Source organism: [Clostridium] fimetarium (genome assembly GCF_900111235.1).
Taxonomy (GTDB): Bacteria; Bacillota; Clostridia; order Lachnospirales; family Lachnospiraceae; genus Clostridium_N; species Clostridium_N fimetarium.
In genome coordinates, this window is record NZ_FOJI01000006.1 from 46,648 (window position 1) to 63,506 (window position 16,859).

General features: G+C 32.0%; 21 protein-coding genes. 18 read left to right on the forward strand and 3 right to left on the reverse strand.

Features of this window, described 5'->3' with window-relative positions; all coding sequences use genetic code 11:
• Nucleotides 1–96 precede the first annotated feature (96 nt).
• Nucleotides 97–708: a hypothetical protein gene (locus BMY18_RS08945; protein WP_207647441.1), complete on the forward strand. Its 612-nt coding sequence runs from the start codon at nt 97–99 to the stop codon at nt 706–708.
• 35 nt (nt 709–743) lie between these two features.
• Here the strand turns inward: BMY18_RS08945 and BMY18_RS08950 are convergent, their stop codons facing one another.
• Complete coding sequence (locus tag BMY18_RS08950; protein ID WP_092453087.1) at nt 744–962, reverse strand: ZIP family metal transporter; 219 nt, start codon at nt 960–962, stop codon at nt 744–746.
• Nucleotides 963–1,055: 93 nt separating this feature from the next.
• Here BMY18_RS08950 and BMY18_RS08955 point away from each other — a divergent pair, with 93 nt between their 5' ends.
• The 4 genes from BMY18_RS08955 (at nt 1,056) to BMY18_RS08970 (ending at nt 3,747) form a co-directional block, all read left to right on the forward strand.
• Nucleotides 1,056–1,289 (forward strand): hypothetical protein, encoded by a 234-nt coding sequence (locus BMY18_RS08955; RefSeq protein WP_170841359.1) that lies wholly within the window; start codon nt 1,056–1,058, stop codon nt 1,287–1,289.
• Nucleotides 1,290–1,300: 11 nt separating this feature from the next.
• Nucleotides 1,301–2,209 (forward strand): ATP-binding cassette domain-containing protein, encoded by a 909-nt coding sequence (locus BMY18_RS08960; protein WP_092453090.1) that lies wholly within the window; start codon nt 1,301–1,303, stop codon nt 2,207–2,209.
• Nucleotides 2,196–2,924, forward strand: coding sequence for a hypothetical protein (locus BMY18_RS08965; RefSeq protein ID WP_092453093.1), 729 nt, complete (start codon nt 2,196–2,198; stop codon nt 2,922–2,924). Before BMY18_RS08960 ends, BMY18_RS08965 begins: the two co-directional genes overlap by 14 nt.
• 82 nt (nt 2,925–3,006) lie before the next feature.
• Entirely contained in the window at nt 3,007–3,747 is a 741-nt protein-coding gene (locus BMY18_RS08970; RefSeq protein ID WP_170841360.1) for a M48 family metallopeptidase, read from the forward strand.
• A 228-nt stretch (nt 3,748–3,975) separates the two neighbouring features.
• On the opposite strand, the gene BMY18_RS08975 is transcribed toward BMY18_RS08970, so the two are convergent.
• A complete protein-coding gene (locus tag BMY18_RS08975) occupies nt 3,976–4,278 on the reverse strand; it encodes an oxidoreductase (RefSeq protein WP_330385968.1) in 303 nt (100 codons plus the stop codon).
• 65 nt (nt 4,279–4,343) lie between these two features.
• Here BMY18_RS08975 and BMY18_RS08980 point away from each other — a divergent pair, with 65 nt between their 5' ends.
• The 5 genes from BMY18_RS08980 (at nt 4,344) to BMY18_RS09000 (ending at nt 10,264) form a co-directional block, all read left to right on the forward strand.
• Complete coding sequence (locus BMY18_RS08980; protein WP_092453101.1) at nt 4,344–4,751, forward strand: hypothetical protein; 408 nt, start codon at nt 4,344–4,346, stop codon at nt 4,749–4,751.
• 68 nt (nt 4,752–4,819) lie between these two features.
• On the forward strand, nt 4,820–6,892 hold the full coding sequence (locus BMY18_RS08985) for a bifunctional diguanylate cyclase/phosphodiesterase (RefSeq protein WP_170841361.1): 2,073 nt from the start codon (nt 4,820–4,822) through the stop codon (nt 6,890–6,892).
• A 62-nt stretch (nt 6,893–6,954) separates the two neighbouring features.
• Nucleotides 6,955–7,443 carry an amidase domain-containing protein gene (locus tag BMY18_RS08990; RefSeq protein WP_092453105.1) on the forward strand — a complete coding sequence of 163 codons (489 nt, stop codon included), beginning with the start codon at nt 6,955–6,957 and terminating at the stop codon, nt 7,441–7,443.
• Nucleotides 7,444–7,493: 50 nt separating this feature from the next.
• Nucleotides 7,494–8,264 carry a LysM peptidoglycan-binding domain-containing protein gene (locus BMY18_RS08995; RefSeq protein ID WP_242940999.1) on the forward strand — a complete coding sequence of 257 codons (771 nt, stop codon included), beginning with the start codon at nt 7,494–7,496 and terminating at the stop codon, nt 8,262–8,264.
• A 206-nt stretch (nt 8,265–8,470) separates the two neighbouring features.
• On the forward strand, nt 8,471–10,264 hold the full coding sequence (locus tag BMY18_RS09000) for a heme NO-binding domain-containing protein (RefSeq protein ID WP_092453107.1): 1,794 nt from the start codon (nt 8,471–8,473) through the stop codon (nt 10,262–10,264).
• 149 nt (nt 10,265–10,413) lie between these two features.
• Here BMY18_RS09000 and BMY18_RS09005 read toward each other — a convergent pair whose 3' ends face one another.
• The gene (locus BMY18_RS09005; RefSeq protein ID WP_092453110.1) at nt 10,414–10,809 is read right to left on the reverse strand and encodes a pyridoxamine 5'-phosphate oxidase family protein; all 396 of its coding nucleotides are present in this window, start codon (nt 10,807–10,809) and stop codon (nt 10,414–10,416) included.
• Between the two features lie 133 nt (nt 10,810–10,942).
• Between BMY18_RS09005 and BMY18_RS09010 the strand changes: the two genes are divergently transcribed.
• The 8 genes from BMY18_RS09010 to BMY18_RS09045 all read left to right on the forward strand — a co-directional run bounded on the left by BMY18_RS09010 (nt 10,943) and on the right by BMY18_RS09045 (nt 16,853).
• Complete coding sequence (locus BMY18_RS09010; RefSeq protein WP_092453113.1) at nt 10,943–11,272, forward strand: winged helix-turn-helix transcriptional regulator; 330 nt, start codon at nt 10,943–10,945, stop codon at nt 11,270–11,272.
• A 120-nt stretch (nt 11,273–11,392) separates the two neighbouring features.
• Complete coding sequence (locus BMY18_RS09015; RefSeq protein WP_092453116.1) at nt 11,393–11,977, forward strand: DUF2812 domain-containing protein; 585 nt, start codon at nt 11,393–11,395, stop codon at nt 11,975–11,977.
• Between the two features lie 85 nt (nt 11,978–12,062).
• Entirely contained in the window at nt 12,063–12,404 is a 342-nt protein-coding gene (locus BMY18_RS09020; RefSeq protein ID WP_092453119.1) for an arsenate reductase family protein, read from the forward strand.
• 128 nt (nt 12,405–12,532) lie between these two features.
• Complete coding sequence (locus BMY18_RS09025; protein WP_092453122.1) at nt 12,533–13,129, forward strand: histidine phosphatase family protein; 597 nt, start codon at nt 12,533–12,535, stop codon at nt 13,127–13,129.
• Between the two features lie 153 nt (nt 13,130–13,282).
• Entirely contained in the window at nt 13,283–13,555 is a 273-nt protein-coding gene (locus BMY18_RS09030; protein ID WP_092453125.1) for a CD3324 family protein, read from the forward strand.
• 345 nt (nt 13,556–13,900) lie between these two features.
• A complete protein-coding gene (locus BMY18_RS09035; RefSeq protein WP_170841362.1) occupies nt 13,901–14,503 on the forward strand; it encodes a DUF1062 domain-containing protein in 603 nt (200 codons plus the stop codon).
• 201 nt (nt 14,504–14,704) lie between these two features.
• On the forward strand, nt 14,705–15,628 hold the full coding sequence (locus BMY18_RS09040) for a DMT family transporter (protein WP_092453131.1): 924 nt from the start codon (nt 14,705–14,707) through the stop codon (nt 15,626–15,628).
• Between the two features lie 187 nt (nt 15,629–15,815).
• Nucleotides 15,816–16,853, forward strand: a complete 1,038-nt coding sequence (locus BMY18_RS09045) for a sulfate ABC transporter substrate-binding protein (protein ID WP_092453134.1) — start codon at nt 15,816–15,818, stop codon at nt 16,851–16,853.
• Nucleotides 16,854–16,859: the final 6 nt, after the last annotated feature.

The following is a 16,859-nucleotide window of genomic DNA, read 5'->3' on the forward strand; positions in this document are numbered from 1 at the left end:
TTATAATGGAGAAAATCGGAAAAATGATTTATAATAAGCAAGATATGATTATAGTTAACAGCACATTTTGGAAAACTTAATTAGCGGGGGGATTCTATGTCATTGATACTATCACTTCAAGGATGTATGGCGGTTGGAAAAACGACTGCACTAAACTATATATATGAAAATGTTCCTTACGTAAAGATAAGCTATGATATCAATACTGATATTATGGAACAGATCAAATCGAGAAAATTAAATAAAAATCAATATGAGGATTATTTAGAGATACAAAAATTTTGGATTAACAAAGAAATTGAAAGATGGAAAATGGCGCAAAAAAATGAGTACACCTTAATGGATTTTGGCGCTGCAGAAATCGAATTTTATTCTTTGAATTATCCAAAAACCATTGGTAAAGATTGGAAAGTTGAAGGCGAACTATATAAGGAACTGATTAATCTGAGAAAGTGTATGCCTGATAGAACACTGTTCTTGGATGCAAGTGAAGATACTTTAAGAAGAAATAAAGAACAGGATACTAGATTGCCGCGGAATTCTTTTGAACATCATTTAAAATATTTGCTTCCACTGAAAAGAGAATGGTTTATAGGAAGAAAAGATGTAGATGTATTAAACGTTGATACATTAAGTCAAAAAGAGGTAGGTGTCAAGGTTAAGGAATGGATAGATAAATGCATTTATGAAATCAAGTCTTGTTATTGAACCCAGTGCTACTCCACTAGGTAAATTGTGTATTCCTATTTCAATACTCTTCCTGCTTCAAAAGCATCAGGTAACAAATCAAAGCAAACAATGCCTAGTGTAAAATCACCTAGAAGACCCAAAACAGTTCCTTTAAATCTTCTTTCCTTTGATTTCATAAAAGAGGAAGACAGAATTCCTATAAAAAGGCCAATCCAGCTAGTTAGAAATCCAGAAACACCCGAAAAAAATATTGAATTTATAAAACTACTCATGGTTACTCCTTGATAATATACTACATTTAATAGTATATTAATGGTAACTACAAAAATAGAAGAAAAAACTAAATTTAAATAGGAGTGAAGAAAATGATTAATCCAGCTAAATTATTAAAATTAAAAAGTGCATGGGATGTGTTCGCACAAAATCATCCGAAGTTTCCAAAATTCATGAAAGCGATTCATCAAAATGGTGTGCAAGAGGGGACCATCATTGAAATAAACGTCACTACGGCAGATGGTAAAACACTTAGCTCAAATATTAAGCTTAAGGAATCGGATGTAACGCTTTTTAGCGAATTATCAGAGCTATTAAACAATTAATAGGGGAAAACATGGAAAACCAGATTGAAATAACAAACTTAAAGAAAAGCTTCGGGAAAAATATAGTTCTCCAAGATATCAATCTAACCATATCAAAAGGTCAATCTATTGCATTGATTGGTCACAATGGGTGTGGAAAAAGCACATTGCTGAAGATTTTGTGTGGATTGACAACCTATCAAAAAGGGAAACTTGAATATACACAAAAGTTGAAGTTCAATTATGTGCCAGAAAACTTTCCGAAAATGGCAACAACTGCAAGAGAATATATTAATAGCATCGGTATGATAGAAGGACTATCAAAGGAGTATGTTGACAAAAGAAGTGATGAACTATTTCATGCATTTTTTATGGAAGAAATGGTTGATAATTCGATTAAAAACCTCTCAAAAGGAACCATGCAAAAAGTAAGCGTTATTCAAGCAGTCTTGTCAAAGCCAGATATCCTTCTTTTAGATGAGCCTTTATCTGGACAAGATGTTGATTCACAAAAGGTATTTATTGATCTGATAAATCATATGAATGAAAATGGAACAACGATTGTAATGTCTTGCCATGAAGATTTCTTGATTAATGCAGTAGCTAAAATTGTATATGAAATTAAGAATAAAAACATTTACAGGTCAGATAAGAAAGAAATTAAAGACAGAAGTTACGATGTTATGATTTTTAGAAAGAAGCAAGAAAAAGTAGAAGCCAAGCAAACAACCAGGCTAGATGAAATCAGAGTAGATGAAACCAATATCCAAATAGAACATATCCAAACAGAAACGTTCAATATCAAAGAGATGGTCATGAAACTAGAAAAAGTTGGTACTGATACTAAACTTTATGTAAAAAATGAAAATAGCGATATGGTACTCAGGAAAATGTTGAGTAAAGGTTATGAGCTTAGGAGGATGTACGATGAAAATATTTAGTAGTCTTATAAGATACCATTACCTCTTATATGTAAAAACAAATAAATTCATTATGCCCGCATTGATATGGTTCGTATTTATTAATTTTTTATATTCACAACAAAAACCTGATATCATGTCAAGCACGTTACTTTCTATTTCACTTCTGTTTTTTATTATGTTATGGGTAGGAATTTCGTATATGGAAAGTATTGATCCAGTATCTGAGCAGATATTATTATTGAAAGTTGAAAATCGTAATACATATTATCGTAGTAAAAATGCATTCGTATTTTTGTTAGGAGCAGTACTTGGATTGGTGGGCGTTGCGCTTCCAGTATTGAAAAACATGGCGAGTGGATTTGAAATGTTTACGAGGCCATTAACAGTTGGGGATATATTTTGCACTTTTATTTTACATATTATAGTTGCTACTTTAGGAGCTTCATTGGGAATTGTTTTTCAACCAAGGTGCATGAAAAACAGGAAAGAAGCGTTGATGCTTGTGACGCTTATTGCGATCATTAGCATAACTAAAGCTGGTATTAATCATGCATTTTTATTTGCAAAATATATTACGTGGCTGTTTCCACCATTAAGTGATATTACATTATATTTTAACAGTAGTGACTATTTTAGCGCAGCAGCTATGGGAAAAGCGGTTTTGTTTGGCTGTGTATATAGTGCGATTTTATTATTTATCAGTAATCAGTTATTAAAAAGAAAATTATTTTAGAATAGATTCGTTTGTACAAACTTAATATGCACATTGTCTCGCTACGCGAGCCATTAAAAGCAGTGCGAAAATGAGGAGAAATATGTTTGCGTTTCAATATAACACATCGAAAATAGAATATAATTTAATTAAAAGTAAGAGAAAAACCATCTCGATTTCTGTGGATTCCAAAGGAAATGTATTAGTGAAAGCCCCATTAAGGTTGTCAGATGAGAAGGTGTTAGAACTAATTAAGAACAAATCAAGTTGGATTGAAGAGAAGCTTCTTTTAGTGCAGGATACAATTGGACAACAACAAGAAAGACAATATAAAAATGGCGAAACCTTTTACTATTTGGGTAATGAATATGTTTTAAAGATAATAGAAGATACAGTAAAAAAGAGGTTATCTGTAAATATATATGACGATAAACTAGTTGTTACAATACCAACAAGTAAAGCAGATTTTATTCACGAAGGGATTGGTAATGAAACAATTATTAAATTAGCAATTATAAAATGGTACAAACAGATGGCAAAGGTTAAGATTTTAGAGCGCGTTAATTCTTATGAAAATTTGTTCGCAAAAAAACGAGGCCCGGTCATAGTGAAAGAGCAGAAAAAAAGATGGGGAAGCTGTAGTCAGGACGGAACGCTTCGCTTCAATTGGAGAATCATAATGGCACCAGAATATATTATTGATTACATAGTTGTCCATGAACTGTGCCATTTAAAATACATGAATCATGCAAGGGAATTCTGGAATCTAGTTGAAAGCATACTGCCTGATTATAAAATCAGGAAAGAGTGGCTAAAAAAGAATGGGATTATGCTTGAGTTGTAATTATAAGTAATAAAATAGATTACTATTAAAAACATAGCAATCTATTTTATTTGGATAAGAAACCTGTGCAAAGTAGGAAATATTTAGTAGGAAACAAATCGTATTATATCGATAACGCATTTTTAGCCCAATTAGAATCATTCATAATAGCCCTATCAACACCAATTAGATCGGCTTTTTTCTCTGAAAGGAGTTTTTCGGCAACTTGTGCTTGGGTAATTCCACCAGTTAGGATCCACCATTGATATAATCACAAGCACCTAAACGTAGAAGTATGGGGAAATGTTCACCAACAGCTTCTAGAACTGATTTGATTACTTCGAGATGAATATTAATCCTATTTGATAAATCTCCTCCATATTCATCAGTTCTCTTATTCGTAAGTGGTGAAAAAAATTGATTTAAAAGATATCCATGTGCGGAATGAATTTCCACTCCATCAAAGCCAGCTTCTTTTACTCTACGTGCTGCACTTGCAAACGCATGAACAATATCTTTTATTTCTTTAAGGGTTAGTGCTTTTGGTATCAATTGATCTTGATGAAATGGATTAATAACTAAACTACAATATCTATTATAAAAAGGAGAAGATGAAGATGAAGATAATACCAAAAGAAGATTTGATTGTCAGAGAATCTATGTCATTGTTTTTTGGAGGAGGCGAAATATGGTTTGAACAGTTAGACGCCCTTTCTATACACAAAGATATTATATTAGATAAATTCATGAAGGATATGGAAACAATCAAAAGGCCATCATCGCCGGCATTAATAGGAATAAATTTAGATGAAACATTTGTTAATAAAGAAATAGCAGATACAATTATTAGTAATCTATCTCAAGCCAGTCAATTTGTGAGAAAAGTAGTCTTTGTTGGATTGGATAGCAAGGGGAAAAAGCAAATGAAGAAATCAATTGATAACAATCTTGTGCCAATTAGATTTGTATATACATTTATCAATGATTATGAATTGGCAAAGGAATGGTTGGTTAATATTGAATAGATAGACAATTATTATTTTTCAAGGTATAATTTATGTATACTAAGATGAGGATGTGGGGGTGTACAATCGTGAAAAATAGAGAGTATAGGACGATAGATGATAAACAAATGAAGGATAATTATGAAGATTTCACACAGATGAAGAAAAAAGCTCGACCTGAATTGACTGCATTAAGAATTATAGGCCTTTACGTAATGATTGGAAGTCTGTGGATATTATTATCAGATAAAGTATTGGTAATGTTTCATGTAAGTGATTCTGTATTTAAGGAAATATCGATTTATAAGGGATGGTTTTATGTAATCATTACAGGACTCATCTTTTTTTTGATTATATATAGATCACTAAGATTATATAAAGAATCTATTGATTATGTATTAATGAGTTACGATGAATTAAACTCAACCTATGAGGAAATTATGGCTATGAATGAAGAACTTGATCAACAAAATTCGGAACTTCAGAGACAAACAAATGCATTAATGATTAGTGAACAAAGAAATCAGGTCATTGTGGATGGATCTTATGATGGGATTTGGGATTGGGATATTTTAAATGATATCTATTTTATACCGGATAAGTGGAAAAAGGAATTTGGATATGAACCAGATGAAATAGGGAAGAAAATATCCCAAATCAAAGAATTATTTTATCCAGGAGACTGGGAAAAAGTAAAAGAATCAATGGATAAATATCTGATTGAGGAAAACGGAATTTTTGAATCAATTTGCAGGATTCGTAAGAAATCAGGAGAATATAGGTGGATTCTTACAAGGGGAAAAGGGGTGCTAGACGAAAATGGAAAACTTCAACGTATAGCAGGTTCACATACAGATATTACAGAAAGAAAAAAAATGGAGGAAAAACTGGAATCTTTGGCATACTATGATACATTAACCGGTCTTCCCAATCGTATTCTTTTTGAACGAAAAGTAACAGAATATATAGAACAAAATCAAAGGTTAGCAATCATTAATGTAGATATTGATGATTTAAAACGTATTAATGATTTATTTGGACAGGAAGCAGGCGATAAATATTTGAATTATATTGCCAATTCACTCACTGCGGTGATGTCAGATACAGATATCATTGCACATTTAAGCGGTAATCAGTTCGCAATTGCACATGTGGTAAATGAAAAGTACGATGATACCAAAGATACATTAGAATTATTATTTCGCCAGATAAGAATACCATGGGAAATTAATGAAGACATATTATTCGTAACATCAAGTGCTGGATTGGCAATGTTTCCTGAGCATGGTACTACTTTTGCAACGTTAATGCAGAATGCAGAGATTGCTATGTTTAATCAGAAGGATAAGGGAAAAGATGGTTATACCTTTTTCCAACCAATTATGTATGAAGAAACATTAATGATTGGACAGATAAATACGCAACTAAGGAAAGCAATTGAAAATGAAGAATTTGTGTTACATTATCAACCACAGTACGATCTAAAAACAGGGAAAATGATTGCAATGGAGGCATTGATTCGTTGGAATCATCCTGAAAAAGGTATTATTCCACCAATGGAATTCATTCCATTTTCAGAAAAAACAGGCCAAATCATTCCAATTAGTATATGGGTATTTAAAACAGCTATTATGCAAAAACGAGAATGGGTGAAAAAGGGATATGAGCCTTTGAAAATCGCTGTAAATATGTCTGGGCATGTTATTGCTGACGAATCTATCGTTGATATTTTGTGTGAGATGTTGCAAAATTACGAGATTAAGCCTGGAGAGATTGAAATAGAAGTGACAGAGACTGCAGTTATGCTTGATTTGGAGAGGGCAAAAGATAGTCTTAAACGATTGCGTTCTTATGGTATTTCAATTGCAATGGATGATTTTGGTACAGGTTATTCTTCACTGACTTATCTACATTCACTTCCCTTCGATATTTTAAAAATGGACAGAGAATTTATTAAAAACATTAAAACAGAAGATGAAGACAGCTTTATATATAAAACAGTAATTGATTTAGCACATAATATGGATTTGATTATTGTTGCAGAGGGAATAGAGACAAGGGAGCAAAGAGACTTTTTACTGAAATATAATTGTGATATAGGTCAAGGATACTATTTCTCGAAACCAATACCAGCGTCTGAAATCGAGAAAATGTTAGTTTGAAATTTAAATATATCTGAACGGATTACTGATTTGAAGCATAAAATAGTAGTGGGGTGAGAAATATGCTGACAAAAGTTACTTATAACCGAGAAGCAGCAACTCAATACGCTATTAAATGGGCGCTTGCACGTAATCCTATTTATAATGATTTCGATGAAAATGGCAGTGACAGTACAAATTTTGCTTCTCAGAGTATTCAAGCAGGAAGCGGTATTATGAACGATACACCTGTTATGGGTTGGTATTATAATAATAAAAATGACCTTACTTCGTCATGGTCAGAGTTACAGTATCTTTATAATTTCTTGATTTATAATAAATCGGTGGGGCCTTACGCAGAAGTGGTTGATAAGCGCAGAATGGAGCTGGGTGATATCGTACAATTAAAAGATGAATCCGGTAGATTTTATCATTCACTTGTTGTTGTCTCGATTGATCACGATATATTAGTAGCTGCACACACGTTAGATGTACTCTATAAACCACTTTCAAGTTATGAATTTGCTCAGATTCGTTATATCCATATTAATGGGGTTCGAATATACACCTGATACATGTAGCAATACTTTTATAACATCCATATATTAATTAATATGATATTATGAAAGCAGTGATTACTATGCACCAATGTCCTATGGATATATTTCAATATACAATTGAGCCAGGCGACTCATTGGAGAAAATAGCAGGGCAATTTAATACTTCAGTTAATTTGATTGCTAGCGGAAATCCTAAAATCAGCTTAGATAATCTGAGTATTGGGCAAGTGATTTGTATACCATCATGGTTTGCACATCATTATAATATTCAAAGTATTTCTAATAATACAGAATATAGTAGACAAGAAATCGATATAATGAATGAAATGCGTAGGCTTTGGGAAGAACATATTACTTGGACCAGAATGACCATTATAAGCATGGTAGAAAACTTAGCAGATGTAGACCTTGTAACGAAACGTCTTCTTAGAAATCCTTCTGATTTTGCAACGCTATTAAAGGCGTTATATGGAGATGAAGTAGCCTCAAAATTCGAAGAATTATTTACAAATCATCTAGTTATTGCAGCACAACTTGTAAAAGCATCGATGTCTGATGATAAAACAGCCGCTTTGGATGCAGAACGAAGATGGTATGCAAATGCCGACGAAATAGCTGCATTTCTTGCGAGTATAAATCCATATTGGTCAGAAAAAATATGGAAAGAAATGATGTATGAACATCTTGCACTTACAAAATCTGAAGTCGTCAATAGAATTAATAAATACTATGCGGCAGATATTTTGGTCTATGATAAAATTCAAACGCAAGCATTGAAAATGGCAGACATAATGTCAGAAGGCATTTTACGTCAATTTCCAAATAAGTTTTGATATAAATCATAAAAAGCACTATCTTAAATATAAATAAGATAGTGCTTTTTATGATTTATTCAGAAATAAAATAATTACAGATAAAATAATTATAAATGAATATAACTTGTAAAAGCCTCTAAATAGTGATATTATAAACGATAATAATTACTAAGATAACTCGTAGTAATTAACATAAATACTGACAGATAAAAGGAGAATCACATATGAAAGGAACCGTAGTTTCATCATGGATTGAATCTAGCAAAATACTATTTGGAAAGAGTGTTGTAGAGAAGGTTTTACAAAGTTATAACTTTCCAATTGATTATATTTTTTCACCACTAGAGGATGTAGAGGATAAAACAGCAACAGGTTTGATAGATGATATTGGAAAGGCTGTAGGAAAGAGTCATATTGAAATATGGGGTACAATGGGTGAAGAAAATATTAAGACATTTAGTAAAAATTACCCTGGATTTTTCCGTCATGAATCAGCTTATCAATTTTTGAAATCAATGAATGATGTACATGTTATTGTAATGAAGAGATTTAAAGGAGCGGTCCCTCCAATTTTAGATATGAAACCAATATCTTCACACGAAGTGCTTTTTACATACCGTTCCAAAAGAGGAATGGGTGATTACTTAAATGGACTAATCATCGGGGTGTCCCATTATTTCAAGGAAAAAATCATAGTTGAAGTACTTAATCATACCCAAGCAGAAATTCAAATGAAGCTAACCTTTGAAAATGAAATACAATTCATTAAAAAATATAGATTGAATCAGATACTTTCGTTTGGAATTCTTAAAAATGTAACTTTAAAGTCAGCCGTTTTGAATACAGTTTTAGTTGGATTGGCCTCATTGATCGTTCTTTCCAATCCAATACAATCATTACTGATTAGTGGAATTACGTTAGTCGTTTCATTATGTACTTCATATATTTTCCATAGGCCACAAAAACTTATTTCACAAGAATTATTAAAACTAAGTAATAGAAATTTTGTTGAAACTATGCATATTCGCTCTAATGATGAATATGAAACAATCATGGAGATGCTAAACGAAGTAAAAAGAAGTGTTCAAAAGGATTTCATTGGTTTTAATGCGATAGTAGATGAGATGTATACATTCAATAATTCGGTTTCTGATATAGCAAATACAATGCAAGCGACTTCAAATGATATTACAGGTGTCCTTGATGAAGTGGCGATAGCAGCAACAACACAAGCAGAAGATACAGAAAAAGTTGTTTATGTGCTAAATGATAGTATTAAGAGTGTGACAAGAATTTCAGGTGAAAGCCAGAAAAATAAGAATGAAATTGAAAATGCTGTAATCAGCATTGAAAACAGTTTCCTCAACGTGCAAAATACGGCGTCTCAAATTAATTCAGTGCTTACCAAATTTGGTGAAATTAAAAATAATAGTAATGAGTTACAGCGTAATGCCGCTAATATCACTCAGATTGTATCCATAGTAGCTGGAATTGCAAAGCAAATTAATCTTTTGGCGTTGAATGCATCTATAGAAGCTGCAAGAGCAGGAGAGGCAGGTCGAGGTTTTGCAGTTGTTGCTGAAGAAGTTCGTAAGCTTTCAGAAGAAACGAATCACGCAGTTCAACAAATTAATGGTAGTTTGACAAGTTTTGTATCTAGTGTAGGAGACGTTGTAGAAGGCATTGATACCCAATACAGTGTCCTTGAAACCGAAAATGCGAATTTGACAGGAGCTGTACAAACATCAAGTCAGTCAAATGAAAACTTAAAAGGTGTTTCAAGCTTGATGATTAAAACATCACAAGAGCTTCAAATGGAAGCTGATAATATCTCCTCATTATTTGACAATATTCAGAACTTAGCTTCAATTGCCGAAGAGAATTCAGCAGCAACAGAGGAAGCAAGCTCAAATGTAGCTGTATATGTGGATCAAATCAGTGAACTAACTGACCAGATTTCAGTATTTGATTTGATGATTAAAAATTTCCAAGATGATTTAAGTAAGTATAAGGTATAAGGTATAATAGCTATTTGGATTCGCATTACTTAAATGTTGCGAGTTAAAGTGATTTTGAAAAAAAACATAGGTTGCGTTCAGGAAATAAATGCCTGAAAGCAATCTATGTTTTTTCTTAATGTAGAAAATGCAGTTATGTAGAATGTGATTTAAAATGTTATGGTTATAGGAGCTCCTGTAAAGGAATAGATGGTGGCAGTAGCATCCTTAAGATAAAGAACTTCGCAATTCCCGTCGTCAGCTGCGTACATCCCTTTGATGCTTGGATTTTCATCAATCATATATTGTCTAGCTTCAATTCTATCATCTTGTACAACAGTAGCCTCGATACGAATCCAAGTCCCATCTGAATACATAGCACAGATTTCTGTTTTAGGATCTTTTTTTATTTGTTTAAATACGTTCTTAATATTTCCGGTTTGGATATAGAGTTTATTCTCAAAAATACCCAAGGCTCCAAATGGTCTTACACGAGGCTGGTCACCTTCTGTTGTAGCAAGATAGAATACGCCACATTTCTTTAAATATTCATATACTTCGTTCATTTAAACGTCCTCCACTAAATCTCAATATTGATTTCAAGTTACCTTGATGGTATAATTATATATAGTTAGGCGTAATTATACAAGTACGATGTTTTAGTGTACTAAGTATCTTTTGTGATACTAAAGGAGGAATATGGAGAAAGATTTATATGGAGTTTGTCCGTTTGTGACAGCTCAAAAGATACTCACTGGAAAATGGACGTTACTTATAATGCATCATTTAAACTTGAAAACGATGCGATTCAGTGAACTACAGAGAGCACTTCCGCATTTAACACAATCAACATTAACAAAACAACTTCGCATGATGGAGGGAAATGGGCTAGTCATTAGAACTGTGTATAGTCAGATACCACCAAAGGTAGAGTATTCATTAAGTGATTTGGGTTATGAGTTTAAACCTGTTTTAAGTACGCTTGAAACGTGGGGAAATAAATATTTAGATTTTCTGAAAAAAAATTAACCTAATTGAATTTGTATTGACACAAAAATTTTATTACAATATAATTCAAGTTATAGAGTGAATATGGGAAAAATTGTATAAAGATAGGTTGTAAAAGTAGAAGTTAAAGGGGGCGTTTATATGTATGAAAACAAAAGAACAATTTGGAAATTCTATACTTCAATAGATGCAGAAGAGGTATTTATTAATGAAATGTGTAAAAAAGGCTGGAAGCTTTGTGGTATTATTTTAGGTAGTAGGTTTGAATTTATCAAATGTAATCCAGGTGAATTTATATGTAAAACTTATTTTACGGTTGATAAGAATGGAAATACGGATAAAAGAAAAAATGCAGTAATGCGGAATAATCTGATTACCATAGGTGCTGAGATCATTGAAGAACGTTTCAATATGGAGACAAAAAGCCATATTTATGCATTACGCAAGGCTGAATTAGGAGCATTTGAAATCCGAAATGACTTGAATGCCAATATAGAAGAGGTCGAATCAAGAATGAAGTATCATACTAATTATGGTGTTATTTTTATAGCGCTTGGAGCAATGATATTGACGATGGGAAACGTATTTGTGGCAATTCTTGAAATGTTAGCAGCTATGTTTATGCTGTTACCTGTTTCGAAATATAAGAAGAAGTTAATTGAATTAAAGAAGCAAAGAGAAATCATCTGGCAACATAAAATTCACTCAGAAGAATCGACAAAGTAATCGACGTGGCAGTTCTTAACTTCTTTCTGATGTGATAAGGATAATAAAATAAGCAAAGTAACAGACAAAATCACGGAGGAATCCTATGAATATACAAATATTTGGAAAGGCAAAATGTTTTGATACGAAAAAGGCCGAACGATATTTTAAAGAACGTGGAACTAAGTTTCAATTAATTGATTTGAAAGAAAAAGGTATGAGTAAAGGTGAATTTAACAGTGTAAAGCAAGCAGTCGGTGGTTATGAAAAGTTGATTGACCCAAATTGCAAGAACAAAGATATCCTTGCTCTAATCAAATATATTTCAGAGGAAGATAAGGAAGAGAAGATATTAGAAAATCCACTTATAATATTAACACCTGTAGTAAGAAATGGTAAACAGGCTACTGTAGGTTATCAGCCAGATGTGTGGAAAAACTGGGATTGATTTACAGGAAATACAAGAGAATTATCTTCTCAAAGCATAAGCAAAGAAGTGACTTTATGTGAAAAGTGTAACGAGATATTTGCATATACTAGAAAACATATTGAGAAATAAGAATTTGGAGGAAGAAAATGACTCATATTTACTTTGTAAGGCATGCACAGCCTGAACATGAGTGGCAAGAGGATCGAACACGTCCTTTAACCGAAGAAGGAAAGCGAGATAGTAAAAAGGTAACTCAAATTTTAAGCGATATTCATATTGATTGTGCCTTTTCAAGTCCATATCAGCGGAGCATAGATACAATTTTTGAAAGTACGACAACCCATTGTTTAGAGATTGTAACAGATGAGAGATTTCGAGAACGCGAAAAGGGACAAAATGGAAATGATTTCGGAATATTTCAAAAAAGATGGAGCGATTTTGATTTCCATGAAGAAGGTGGAGAATCACTTAATATGGTTCAGAAGCGTAATATCGAAGCATTTATGGAAATATTACGTGACCATAGAGATGAAAATATACTAATTGGAACACACGGTACAGCTTTGAGTACTATTTTGAATTATTATGAACCCACCTATAATTGTGACAGCTTTCTTAGAATTATTGATTTTATGCCTTATATAATTCGTTTGGATTTCGATGAGCTAAGATATTTTAAAAAAGAAGAATTGTTATACGTTGAAAAAGAGTTCAAAGGTGCTATAAGAGCAGATAAAAAGTAATTTTGATAAATTTTAAAATATGTAAAATATAAAAATAAGGAGGACCAATATATGAACACACCTAATTTTTTTGCATAGCAAAGGCTATTGCATATAAATACGATAAATAGCCTCTGCTATTCCTAAAAAGAAAAATTAAATTAGGAGAGCAAAATGAGCTATAAGAAAGCAAATAAGGTTCTGCCAAATGAATTGGTAGAAATCATACAACAATACATAGATGGTGAATATATCTATATTCCACGAAAAGAAACAACAAGAAAGAAGTGGGGAACAGATACGTCCACTCGTAAAGATTTATTAGAAAGAAATAATCGAATTTATGAAGATTATCAAAACGGTATCTTGGTATCTGATTTAGTAGAAAAATATTATTTGTCGTTAAAGAGTATTCAACGGATTCTTTTGCAAGAGAAAAGAAGATGAGCATAAAGATAGGCCGATGTGGTTTAAAAACCTCATTGGCTTATCTTTTTTTCTGAGAGAAGTATGAGGTTGGAATATGTAAAATCCTCACGTATAATTTTACATATAATAGAACTTCAAAAAAATCATGAAAGTAATTCTATTTTATGAATTTCAATTATAAATCATATTAGGAAAATATTAAAAACGCTATTAAATATTCTAATAAAAGGAAGGCGGAATGTATATGAAAAACCCACAGTTTAATGCATAGCAGAGGCTATTGCATTATGAAAACAATATAGTGAATAGTCTTTGTAGCTCTTATGAATGATTTGAAATTTTAATAAGAAGTTGGAGATGCAAATGAACTATCATAAAAGAATTGAATTAGAAATCAAACCAGTTTCCAGTCCACAGATAATAAGAAATTGTTCAAAATGTGGAGGGAAATCATATTTTAGCAATACAGGAAATTTTAGAGTGAATGCAAATGGAAATTGTATTGACATATGGTTGATTTACGCATGTTGTCAATGTAAAACCACTTACAACATGACATTATTTGAAAGAATATCACCAAATGAATTAAGAAAAGAGGCTTATGAACAATTTCTAGCCAATGATAAAAGCCTTGCTATGAGTTACGGTTGTGATAATCAGATATTTAAAAAAAATAAGGCAGAAGTAGATTGGGAGAATATTACGTACATAATATCTGAAAAAATATTTGAAGAAGAGTATCAGGAGGATCAAGCGTTTCAAGAACATCAAAAAGTTCTTAAAATCAAATGTATCTATCCATTGAAGATAAGGATTGATAAGTTGTTTGCAGAATATTTTAACATTTCTAGAACGAAGGTAAAGCAACTTATAGATGAAAAGATGATTAAGGAATTGCATTTTGGTAACACAGGTAAAAAATATATTATAGATGGTATGGAATTCATAGTGGAACTACGATTTTAAATCAATCAAATAAATCCATATCATAGAAATAGATATAATAGTCTTTCAATTAATATAATAAAGTTAATGAAGCGATTAACTTTATTATTATCATTCGTTATTATATAACTTGAAATAGGTCTGTTTTATAAGTATATTTATATGATGAATTTATAAAATAAATATACTTATAAAATATAAACATGGAGCCTTAATACTTATATGAAATCATTCCATTTAGAGAAACAGTACAAATATGTTGCAGTACCAATATTATTTTGGGGAACGTTAGCTACGCTAAATAAATTACTGCTAAAATCATTGGATGCCATGTTCGTTTTGGCTGTAAGTAGCATTGTGGCATTCATTTTTTTATTTATCTATAATTTTTTCACTGGAAAATTAAAGAAAATGAAGACTTATAACCTGGCTGATATTATTAGAATGGTAGTTTTGGGTATTTTAGGATTCTTCTGTTATAATCTTTTTTACTTATTAGGGATTGATGTTTTTCCAGCGCAGGAAGCAATGATTTTAAATTATATGTGGCCTGCTATGATAATTATTTTTTCTTGTATTATTTTGAAAGAGAAAATGACCTTTAAAAAGATAATCGCTACGATGATGTCTATTGTAGGAGTAGTTGTAGTTGCATCAGAAGGAGATATTTCAAAAATCGCCTCTGGTAATTTGAAGGGAATCATTTTTTGTCTGTTGGCAGCTGTTTCGTATGGACTATATTCCGTGCTTAATAAAAAAGAAATCTATGATAAAAGTATTGCGATTATGATTGGATATTTATCAACGGCCATTATAGCTTTTGTATGTATTGCAATAACGGGTACGGATTCAACTTTAAACCCAGAAAATATGATTGGACTACTATACAATGGAATCGCTTGCAATGCTATATCATATCTGTGTTGGGTGTTAGCATTAGATTATGGAAATACTGCTATCATTTCGAATTTGGCATACTTGACGCCGTTTATTTCACTTATCATATGTGCAGTAGTATTACATGAAAATATTAGTTGGTATTCAATTATTGGGCTAGTGATGATAGTTTCAGGAATTATTGTACAGTCGGCTGGAAAAAAGAAAAATGAACTAATAGATAAGAAAGTATTGAAGCATGAACTATAAGAATATAATGAATTTCGAGAGACCCAGATATTAAATATGGGTCTCTTTTTATATCTAAATATAATTTTAAAAATCAAATATATCACGTACTATACAATTCCCATTGACAAAGTATAGTATAAAGGTTATAATTCAAAAAATAAATCATATCGTTATAGTATGAAATAAAAACAGGAGGAGAACAATTATGAAGAGAAAGAGGCTTTTAGTACTAGGTTTGATTTTATCTATGATAGGGGGAACATTTGCTGGTTGTGGGAAAGCAAAGAGCTCAGATGCAGTAACCGCATATTCAGATCCCGTATCTATTACAAATGTTTCTTATGATCCAACAAGAGAGTTATACGAAGCTTATAATTTGGAATTCGCTAAGTATTGGAAAGATAAGACAGGCCAGGTTGTTACTGTTACACAGTCACATGGTGGTTCAGGAAAGCAAGCACGTTCAGTAGTTGAAGGAAATGAAGCAGATGTGGTGACATTGGCACTTGCACATGATATTACTTCAATTGAAGAGGCTGGTCTTATAGACAAAGGCTGGATTGATGAGTTTAATTTGAATAGTTCACCTTATACTTCAACAATAGTATTTTTGGTCCGTAAAGGAAATCCTAAAAACATTCTGGACTGGAATGATTTAGTAAAGAGTGGCGTAAATGTAATAACACCAAATCCAAAAACTTCTGGTGGCGCTTGCTGGAATTTCCTTGCAGCTTGGGCTTATGCAGATAACTTATATGCAAAAGATGGAACAAAGACAAAAGATTTTGTCAACAAACTTTATAAAAATGTAAGTGTACTTGACTCAGGTGCAAGAGGCGCTACAACAACATTTGTAGAAAATGGCCAGGGCGATGTTTTGCTTGCATGGGAAAATGAAGCATATCTTTCATTAAAAGAACATCCAGATGAATATCAGATTGTCATTCCAAGTATCAGCATATTGGCAGAGCCATCAGTTGCAGTTGTTGATGAAGTTGCAAATGACAGAGGAACAGCAGAAGTGTCAAAGGCTTATCTTGAATATCTATATTCAGATGTAGGTCAGAGAATTGCAGGAGATAATTATTATAGACCATCTAATAAAGATATTTTAAAAGAGTATTCAAAAGTTTTTGACCTTAATCTTAAAATGGTTACCATCGCTGATTTTGGCGGATGGGATAAAGCTTATTCAGATTACTTCAAGGATGGCGCTATATTTGATCAGATCTATGGTAAGTAAATTTTA

What these genes read in the sequence shown, in the direction of transcription:
- BMY18_RS08945 (WP_207647441.1), top strand. Translation starts at nt 97, where the DNA reads ATGTCATTGATACTATCACTTCAAGGATGTATGGCGGTTGGAAAAACG.
- BMY18_RS08950 (WP_092453087.1), bottom strand. Translation starts at nt 962, where the DNA reads ATGAGTAGTTTTATAAATTCAATATTTTTTTCGGGTGTTTCTGGATTT.
- BMY18_RS08955 (WP_170841359.1), top strand. Translation starts at nt 1,056, where the DNA reads ATGATTAATCCAGCTAAATTATTAAAATTAAAAAGTGCATGGGATGTG.
- BMY18_RS08960 (WP_092453090.1), top strand. Translation starts at nt 1,301, where the DNA reads ATGGAAAACCAGATTGAAATAACAAACTTAAAGAAAAGCTTCGGGAAA.
- BMY18_RS08965 (WP_092453093.1), top strand. Translation starts at nt 2,196, where the DNA reads ATGAAAATATTTAGTAGTCTTATAAGATACCATTACCTCTTATATGTA.
- BMY18_RS08970 (WP_170841360.1), top strand. Translation starts at nt 3,007, where the DNA reads ATGTTTGCGTTTCAATATAACACATCGAAAATAGAATATAATTTAATT.
- BMY18_RS08980 (WP_092453101.1), top strand. Translation starts at nt 4,344, where the DNA reads ATGAAGATAATACCAAAAGAAGATTTGATTGTCAGAGAATCTATGTCA.
- BMY18_RS08990 (WP_092453105.1), top strand. Translation starts at nt 6,955, where the DNA reads ATGCTGACAAAAGTTACTTATAACCGAGAAGCAGCAACTCAATACGCT.
- BMY18_RS08995 (WP_242940999.1), top strand. Translation starts at nt 7,494, where the DNA reads ATGAAAGCAGTGATTACTATGCACCAATGTCCTATGGATATATTTCAA.
- BMY18_RS09000 (WP_092453107.1), top strand. Translation starts at nt 8,471, where the DNA reads ATGAAAGGAACCGTAGTTTCATCATGGATTGAATCTAGCAAAATACTA.
- BMY18_RS09005 (WP_092453110.1), bottom strand. Translation starts at nt 10,809, where the DNA reads ATGAACGAAGTATATGAATATTTAAAGAAATGTGGCGTATTCTATCTT.
- BMY18_RS09010 (WP_092453113.1), top strand. Translation starts at nt 10,943, where the DNA reads ATGGAGAAAGATTTATATGGAGTTTGTCCGTTTGTGACAGCTCAAAAG.
- BMY18_RS09015 (WP_092453116.1), top strand. Translation starts at nt 11,393, where the DNA reads ATGTATGAAAACAAAAGAACAATTTGGAAATTCTATACTTCAATAGAT.
- BMY18_RS09020 (WP_092453119.1), top strand. Translation starts at nt 12,063, where the DNA reads ATGAATATACAAATATTTGGAAAGGCAAAATGTTTTGATACGAAAAAG.
- BMY18_RS09025 (WP_092453122.1), top strand. Translation starts at nt 12,533, where the DNA reads ATGACTCATATTTACTTTGTAAGGCATGCACAGCCTGAACATGAGTGG.
- BMY18_RS09030 (WP_092453125.1), top strand. Translation starts at nt 13,283, where the DNA reads ATGAGCTATAAGAAAGCAAATAAGGTTCTGCCAAATGAATTGGTAGAA.
- BMY18_RS09035 (WP_170841362.1), top strand. Translation starts at nt 13,901, where the DNA reads ATGAACTATCATAAAAGAATTGAATTAGAAATCAAACCAGTTTCCAGT.
- BMY18_RS09040 (WP_092453131.1), top strand. Translation starts at nt 14,705, where the DNA reads ATGAAATCATTCCATTTAGAGAAACAGTACAAATATGTTGCAGTACCA.
- BMY18_RS09045 (WP_092453134.1), top strand. Translation starts at nt 15,816, where the DNA reads ATGAAGAGAAAGAGGCTTTTAGTACTAGGTTTGATTTTATCTATGATA.